Origin of the sequence: Pararhodobacter sp., assembly GCF_034676075.1 — a bacterium.
Classification (GTDB): Bacteria; Pseudomonadota; Alphaproteobacteria; order Rhodobacterales; family Rhodobacteraceae; genus Pararhodobacter.
In genome coordinates this window covers 1-5,708 of record NZ_JAUCCQ010000178.1, presented here as the reverse complement: position 1 = coordinate 5,708, position 5,708 = coordinate 1, and the positions used below count along the sequence as shown (strand labels likewise).

Here is a 5,708-nt window from a genome sequence, read left to right as displayed (position 1 = left end):
GCACCGGCCCGACCTCGGGGCTGCCGGCGAGATCGGCCATCGACAGGTCGCGGCGTCCGGTCCAGGTCAGCGGCTGATAGCCATGGTCACGGGTCAGCACCCGGTCGCCCGCCACCAACTCCTCGACCGCCACCCGGCCGCGGGTGGTGTCGATCAGCGTGCCGGGGGTGAAGCAGATGCACTTGTTCTCGATCTTCTCGAAGCTCTCGAAATCGAGCCGCGAGCCGTCCTTGAACATCACATAGCCGGTCTTCGAGGTGGCGCCGGGCACGTCCGGGAAGGGCACTTCGCTGGTGATGACCACTTCCGGGGCGTCGTCGCCCTCGGGCAGGATCAGCGTGTCGAAGCTGTCGCCGCCATGGATGTAGCCGGTGGTCGTATCGATCACCTCGACCCGGTCGTCGCCGGTGCCGAGATACATCTTCTCGATTTCCGAGAAGTTCACCGTCGCGCCGTAATCGGTGAAGGTGCCCTTCTCGTCGCCGGTGTAATACACCGTCAGGTCGGCGGTCACCGCCGAGGCGTCGAGCGTGTCGCCCTCGGTCTCGCCCGTCTCGCCGCCGGTGATCACGTGATGGCCGAATTCGTCGAATACGCGGAACACGTCGTCGCCCGAGCCGCCATAGGCGGTGTCGTTGCCGGTCGAGGTGATCAGCGTGTCGTTGCCGAAGCCGGGTTCGGCCGGATCCTCGGGCGTGAGGCCGCCGTGGTCGCCCGGGTTGCCGTCGCCGAACAGCAGGTCATTGCCCTCGCCGCCGATCAGCAGGTCGTCGCCTGCGCCGCCGATCAGCTTGTCGTCGCCCTCGTTGCCATAGAGCGTGTCGTTGCCTTCGTCGCCCCAGAGCGTGTCATTGCCCTCGCCGCCCGAGAGCACGTCGTCGCCCTGGCTGCCGAACAGCCAGTCGTTGCCGGCGCCGCCTTCGATCGTGTCGTCGCCGTAGCCCGCATAGACCGTGTCATTGCCGGCTCCCGCGCTGATCGCGTTGCCGGTATCGGTGACCTGATCGCCGTCTGGGTCGGTATCGCCGTAGCGGATCACGTCATCGCCGTCGGTGCCGTCGTAAACACCGGGGCCGGCGGCAAGCGGGGTGAGGGGAGTGTCGGTTCTCGGCGGCATCTTGCGTCTCCTCGGGTCCGGGCGCGGACCATTGTCTCAAAAAACGCCCGACCATCGGCGGCCTGGCGCAGGAGGGAACGGCACGGACGCCGCCCCCGGGACGATGCATGCAGAGGACACGGGGCACCGCGCGGCTTTCGCCACGGGAGCAAGCGTCGATCTTTACCCCGGTTTAACCTTGGCAGCATCTTGCCAGACCACCCCCATGGTCCGGCCCCCTTTTCGGGTCGAGGTCCAATATAGCAGAGGGGTCTGGAAAACAAAAAGAAATCACCGGAAAGACGGCGCGGGGCAGGGGGCGGTCGCAGGGCCTGCCCGTGCCAGGAGAATAAACTGTTGCAAGGAGGGAAACAGTTTTCGCCCCATTTCGGCCATATTTTCGCCTGCTATGGGCCACCTTTGCGCCATTCTTGCCGAAATTCCGCCATTTCGGCGCCAGATCTGCCGGACATTGTCGCCGCCTCCGAACCATCGTCACACAAGGATGTGAACCCGGTCCGGCGACAGGCCGCGCGACACGCCGTTTCTCGGCCGGGCGCCGATTGATGCGGTTTGACGGGATTGTTCGCATTTTATGAAACTCGTCTGATTCGCGGCTGCGCGGGCGGGTTCGCGCTTGTCGTGCGGTGGCGTCGGCGTGCTATCGCATAGGTTGTGTGGGGGCGACGACGCCCGCTATCGCACACCGGCTTTCCGGCGGTGGGCGGCGTTCAGAAGAGCGAGAGCTGCGCGCCTTCGGGCGGGGCCTCGGCTTCGTCACCCGACAGCGTCGAGAGGGTCACGCCCAGAAGCCGGATACCCTTCGCGGTCGGAAAGAGCGGGTCGAGCAGGGCGAAGCACAAAGCCTCCATCTGCGCGGCCGAGGCCAGCGGCACCGCGAGCGTGCGCGAGCGGGTGATCTGCTGGAAATCGGCGTATTTCACCTTCAGCACCACGGTCCGCGCTTTCAGGCCTTTCCCTTCCGTATGGCGCCAGACGCGGGCGGCGAGTTTCGCCACTTCCTCGCGCGCCGGGTCGGGGCTGTGGATGTCCTCCAGGAACGTATCCTCGGCGCCCACCGACTTCCTCTCGCGGTGCGGCTGGACGGCGCGCTCGTCGATACCGCGGCTGATGCGGTAGTACCAGCCGCCCGACTTGCCGAAATGCTCGCGCAGGAAATCCAGCGATTGCGCCTTGAGGTCCGCCCCGGTGACGATGCCCAGCCGCCCCATCTTGGCCGCCGTGGCGGGGCCGACGCCGTGGAACTTGGCGACCGGCAGGGCCTCGACAAACGCCGGGCCGCGTTTGGGGGTGATGACCGCCTGACCGTTCGGCTTGTTCAGGTCGGAGGCCATCTTGGCGAGGAACTTGCAATAGCTGATCCCGGCCGAGGCATTGAGCCCCGTCACCTCCTTGATCCGCGCCCGCACCTTTTCCGCCAGTTCGGTGGCCGAGGCGATGCCCTGCTTGTTCTCGGTCACGTCGAGATAGGCCTCGTCCAGCGACAGGGGCTCGATCAGGTCGGTGTGTTCGGCAAAGATCTCGCGGATCTGGCCGGAGACCTCGCGATAGACGTCAAACCGGGGGCGGACGAAGATCAGCTCGGCGCATTTGCGGCGCGCGGTGACCGAGGGCATGGCCGAGCGCACGCCGAAGACCCGCGCCTCGTAGCTGGCGGCGGCCACGACGCCGCGCGGCCCGGCGCCGCCGACCGCCACGGGCTTGCCCCGCAGCTCGGGATTGTCGCGCTGTTCGACCGAGGCATAGAAGGCATCCATATCGACATGGATGATCTTGCGCTGCGGTCTTGGTGCTTCGGTCTCGTCACTCATGGCCCCGCCCCCAAGGCTGCGGAAAGGATAACGCAGCCGGGCGGGGCAGGGAAGAACAAAAGGGGAATTCAGGCCGGCAGCCGCTCGGCGATCATCTCGCCGATGGGCAGGGCCGAGGTGGCGGCGGGCGAGGGGGCGTTCAGCACATGCAGCATCCGCGCCGTGCCCTCGATCAGGAAATCCTGCACCATCGAGCCGTCCGGCCCCACCGCCTGCGCTCGGATCCCCGGCTCCATCGGTTGCATGTCGGCAAGCGTCAGCGAGGGGCAATAGCGCTGGCAGGCGGCCAGATAGCGGCGCTTGAAGAGGGAATTGCCGATCTCGTCCAGCCCCGGGCGAATGTTCTTCGCCAAGGAGCGCCAGAAGCCCGGGAAGCCCGCCATGTCCAGCATGTCCCGGGCATTCATCGAAAATTTCGGATAGCCCTCGCGGGCGAGGCCGAGCATGGCGTTGGGGCCCACGGTCATCGAGCCGTCGATCATCGGCGTCAGATGCACGCCGAGGAAAGGGAGGCCCGGTTCCGGCACCGGATAGATCATCGCCTGCGCCACGCCCGACCGTTCGGGCCGGAGGCGCCAGTATTCGCCGCGGAAGGGCACGATGCGGTGGCGGATCGGCAGACCGGCCATCCGCGCCACCCGGTCCGATTGCAGCCCGGCGCAGGCGATCAGGCGGCGGGCTTTCAGGGTCTCGGCCCCGGTCGTGACCTCGACGTGGCTGTCAGTCTCGCGGATCGCACTGGGGGCGGTGGCGTAGCGGATTTCGGCGCCCTTTGCGGTGATCTCGTCGGCCAGCGCCGCCAGCACGCGCTTGTAATCGACGATGGCGGCCTCGGGGACCCAGATCGCTTTCAGCCCGGTGATCGCGGGTTCGCGGGCGCGGATTTCGGCCGCGTCGATCAACTCGGCGCTGATCCCGTTCTCACCGGCCCGGGCATGGAGCGCGTCTAGACGCGGGATTTCATCGGCCCGCGTCGCGACGATCAGCTTGCCGCGGTCCTCGAACGGGATGCCATGCTCGCGGCAGAAGGCCTTGGTCCGCGCCGCGCCTTCCCGGCAGAGGCGCGCTTTCAGGCTGCCCGGCGCGTAATAGATGCCGGAATGGATGACGCCCGAATTATGCCCGGTCTGGTGGCGGCCGAGGCCGTCCTCCTTTTCCAGCAGCACGAGGCTCGCGCCCGGATGCCGCGCCAGCAGCGCCCGCGCCGTCGCCAGCCCGACGATGCCCCCGCCGATGACGCAGAAATCCCGCATCAGCGCAGCGGCAGCAGGGTGGCCGCGCTGCGACGGCATTCGCGGCGGGTCAGGGCGGGCGCGCAGGTCTCGGGCTCCAGATCCCGGGTCAGGCAGAGGCGCAGTTCCACCAGATCGCCGCCGGGGCAGGAGGTCACCATCATGTCGCGGTCCAGCGCGGGATTGGCCTCGATGAACGCGGCCTCTACGACATCGGGATTGACGCGCAACTCGCGGTCGATGCCCTCGAAGACCTCGGGCAGGGCGATCCGATCGAGCGCCGTCTGCACCAGCCGGTAGTAATTGGCGGCCGAGAGCCCGGTGCAGCGGCCGTGCTTGTTCCACTGATGCCAGGCCGAGCCCGAGGTGCCGAAGAGCCCGGCCTGCGCCGCCGTTTCCTGCCGCGAGGGCGAGCGTTGATTGGTGTGGCAATACTCCGGCCAGCTGCCGTCATCATGCTGCGGCCAGAGCCCGTGCACCGCCCAGCCGACCCGCCGCCCGTCCTCGCAGCGCGGATCGTCGCGCTCGTCGCCGTCGGTGGCGCAATAGGCCGGGATCCAGCTCAGCGCCAGCAGGTAGGAATCGAACTCGCCGGCGCGGTCCTGCGCGGGCGCGGCCCCCGCGGCGAAAATCGGCAGCAGGGCAACAAAGGCGGCGGTCAGACGGTGCATTTTCTCTTTCCTCGGATCGACGGCGCGCTTATATACGCTCCATTCCCCGAAATCGAGGATGCGTGGCCCGCGGCCGCGGCCGGTCCTTCCGGCGAGTGCCGCGGTTTGCGGTTCTCGCAGGTTGAAGGACGTTTACGATGGCAAAACCCCTGATGGCCAAGGCGACTGCCGTCTGGCTGGTCGACAACACCACGCTGACCTTCAAACAGGTGGCGGATTTCTGCGGTCTGCACGAGCTGGAAGTGCAGGGCATCGCCGATGGCGATGTGGCCACGGGTGTGAAGGGTTTCGACCCCATCGCCCATAACCAGCTTGAAGAGACCGAGATCAAGAAGGGCGAAGCCGATCCGCGCTACACCCTCAAGCTGAAATACAACCCCGCCGCGGTCGGCGAGGAAAAGCGCCGTGGCCCGCGCTACACGCCGCTGTCCAAGCGCCAGGACCGTCCGGCGGCGATCCTGTGGCTGGTCAAGTTCCACCCCGAGCTGGCCGATGCGCAGATCCGCAAGCTGGTCGGCACCACGAACCCCTCGATCCAGGCGATCCGCGAGCGGACCCACTGGAACATCCAGAACATCACCCCCATTGACCCGGTCGCGCTGGGTCTCTGCCGCCAGTCGGAACTCGACATGGAAGTGCAGAAAGCCGCCAAGAAGCGCGAGGCTGAGGGGTCGGTGATGACCGACGACGAGCGTCGCAAACTGGTCTCGACCGAGCAGTCGCTGGAGATGGCGCCGGAACCCCGCCTGCCGCGCGGCATCGCCGGGCTGGAGAACTTCACGCTGGGCGGCTCGGACGAGGACGAGCACAAGAAGCCGGTCGATTACTCGAACGCCGACAGCTTCTTCAACCTGCCGGATGCGGAAGACGAGGACGA

General features: G+C 67.2%; 5 protein-coding genes. 1 reads left to right on the top strand and 4 read right to left on the bottom strand.

Annotated elements, in window-relative coordinates:
* The 4 genes from VDQ18_RS22480 to VDQ18_RS22465 all read right to left on the bottom strand — a co-directional run.
* The coding region (locus VDQ18_RS22480; protein WP_323023092.1) for a Hint domain-containing protein at nt 1–1,117 on the bottom strand (1,117 nt) is incomplete at its 3' end.
* A 710-nt stretch (nt 1,118–1,827) separates the two neighbouring features.
* Complete coding sequence (dinB, locus tag VDQ18_RS22475; protein ID WP_323023091.1) at nt 1,828–2,928, bottom strand: DNA polymerase IV; 1,101 nt, start codon at nt 2,926–2,928, stop codon at nt 1,828–1,830.
* Nucleotides 2,929–2,996: 68 nt separating this feature from the next.
* Nucleotides 2,997–4,220, bottom strand: coding sequence for an L-2-hydroxyglutarate oxidase (gene lhgO, locus VDQ18_RS22470; protein ID WP_323023090.1), 1,224 nt, complete (start codon nt 4,218–4,220; stop codon nt 2,997–2,999).
* Nucleotides 4,181–4,831 (bottom strand): ribonuclease T2 family protein, encoded by a 651-nt coding sequence (locus VDQ18_RS22465; RefSeq protein ID WP_323023089.1) that lies wholly within the window; start codon nt 4,829–4,831, stop codon nt 4,181–4,183. The genes lhgO and VDQ18_RS22465 overlap by 40 nt, the downstream gene beginning before the upstream one ends.
* Nucleotides 4,832–4,968: 137 nt before the next feature.
* Between VDQ18_RS22465 and VDQ18_RS22460 the strand changes: the two genes are divergently transcribed.
* Nucleotides 4,969–5,708 (top strand): DUF1013 domain-containing protein (locus tag VDQ18_RS22460; protein ID WP_323023088.1); only part of this gene is annotated, 740 nt, incomplete at its 3' end.

Coding starts and splice junctions, on each gene's coding strand:
- dinB (WP_323023091.1), bottom strand. CDS start 2,928: ATGAGTGACGAGACCGAAGCACCAAGACCGCAGCGCAAGATCATCCAT.
- lhgO (WP_323023090.1), bottom strand. CDS start 4,220: ATGCCGTCGCAGCGCGGCCACCCTGCTGCCGCTGCGCTGATGCGGGAT.
- VDQ18_RS22465 (WP_323023089.1), bottom strand. CDS start 4,831: ATGCACCGTCTGACCGCCGCCTTTGTTGCCCTGCTGCCGATTTTCGCC.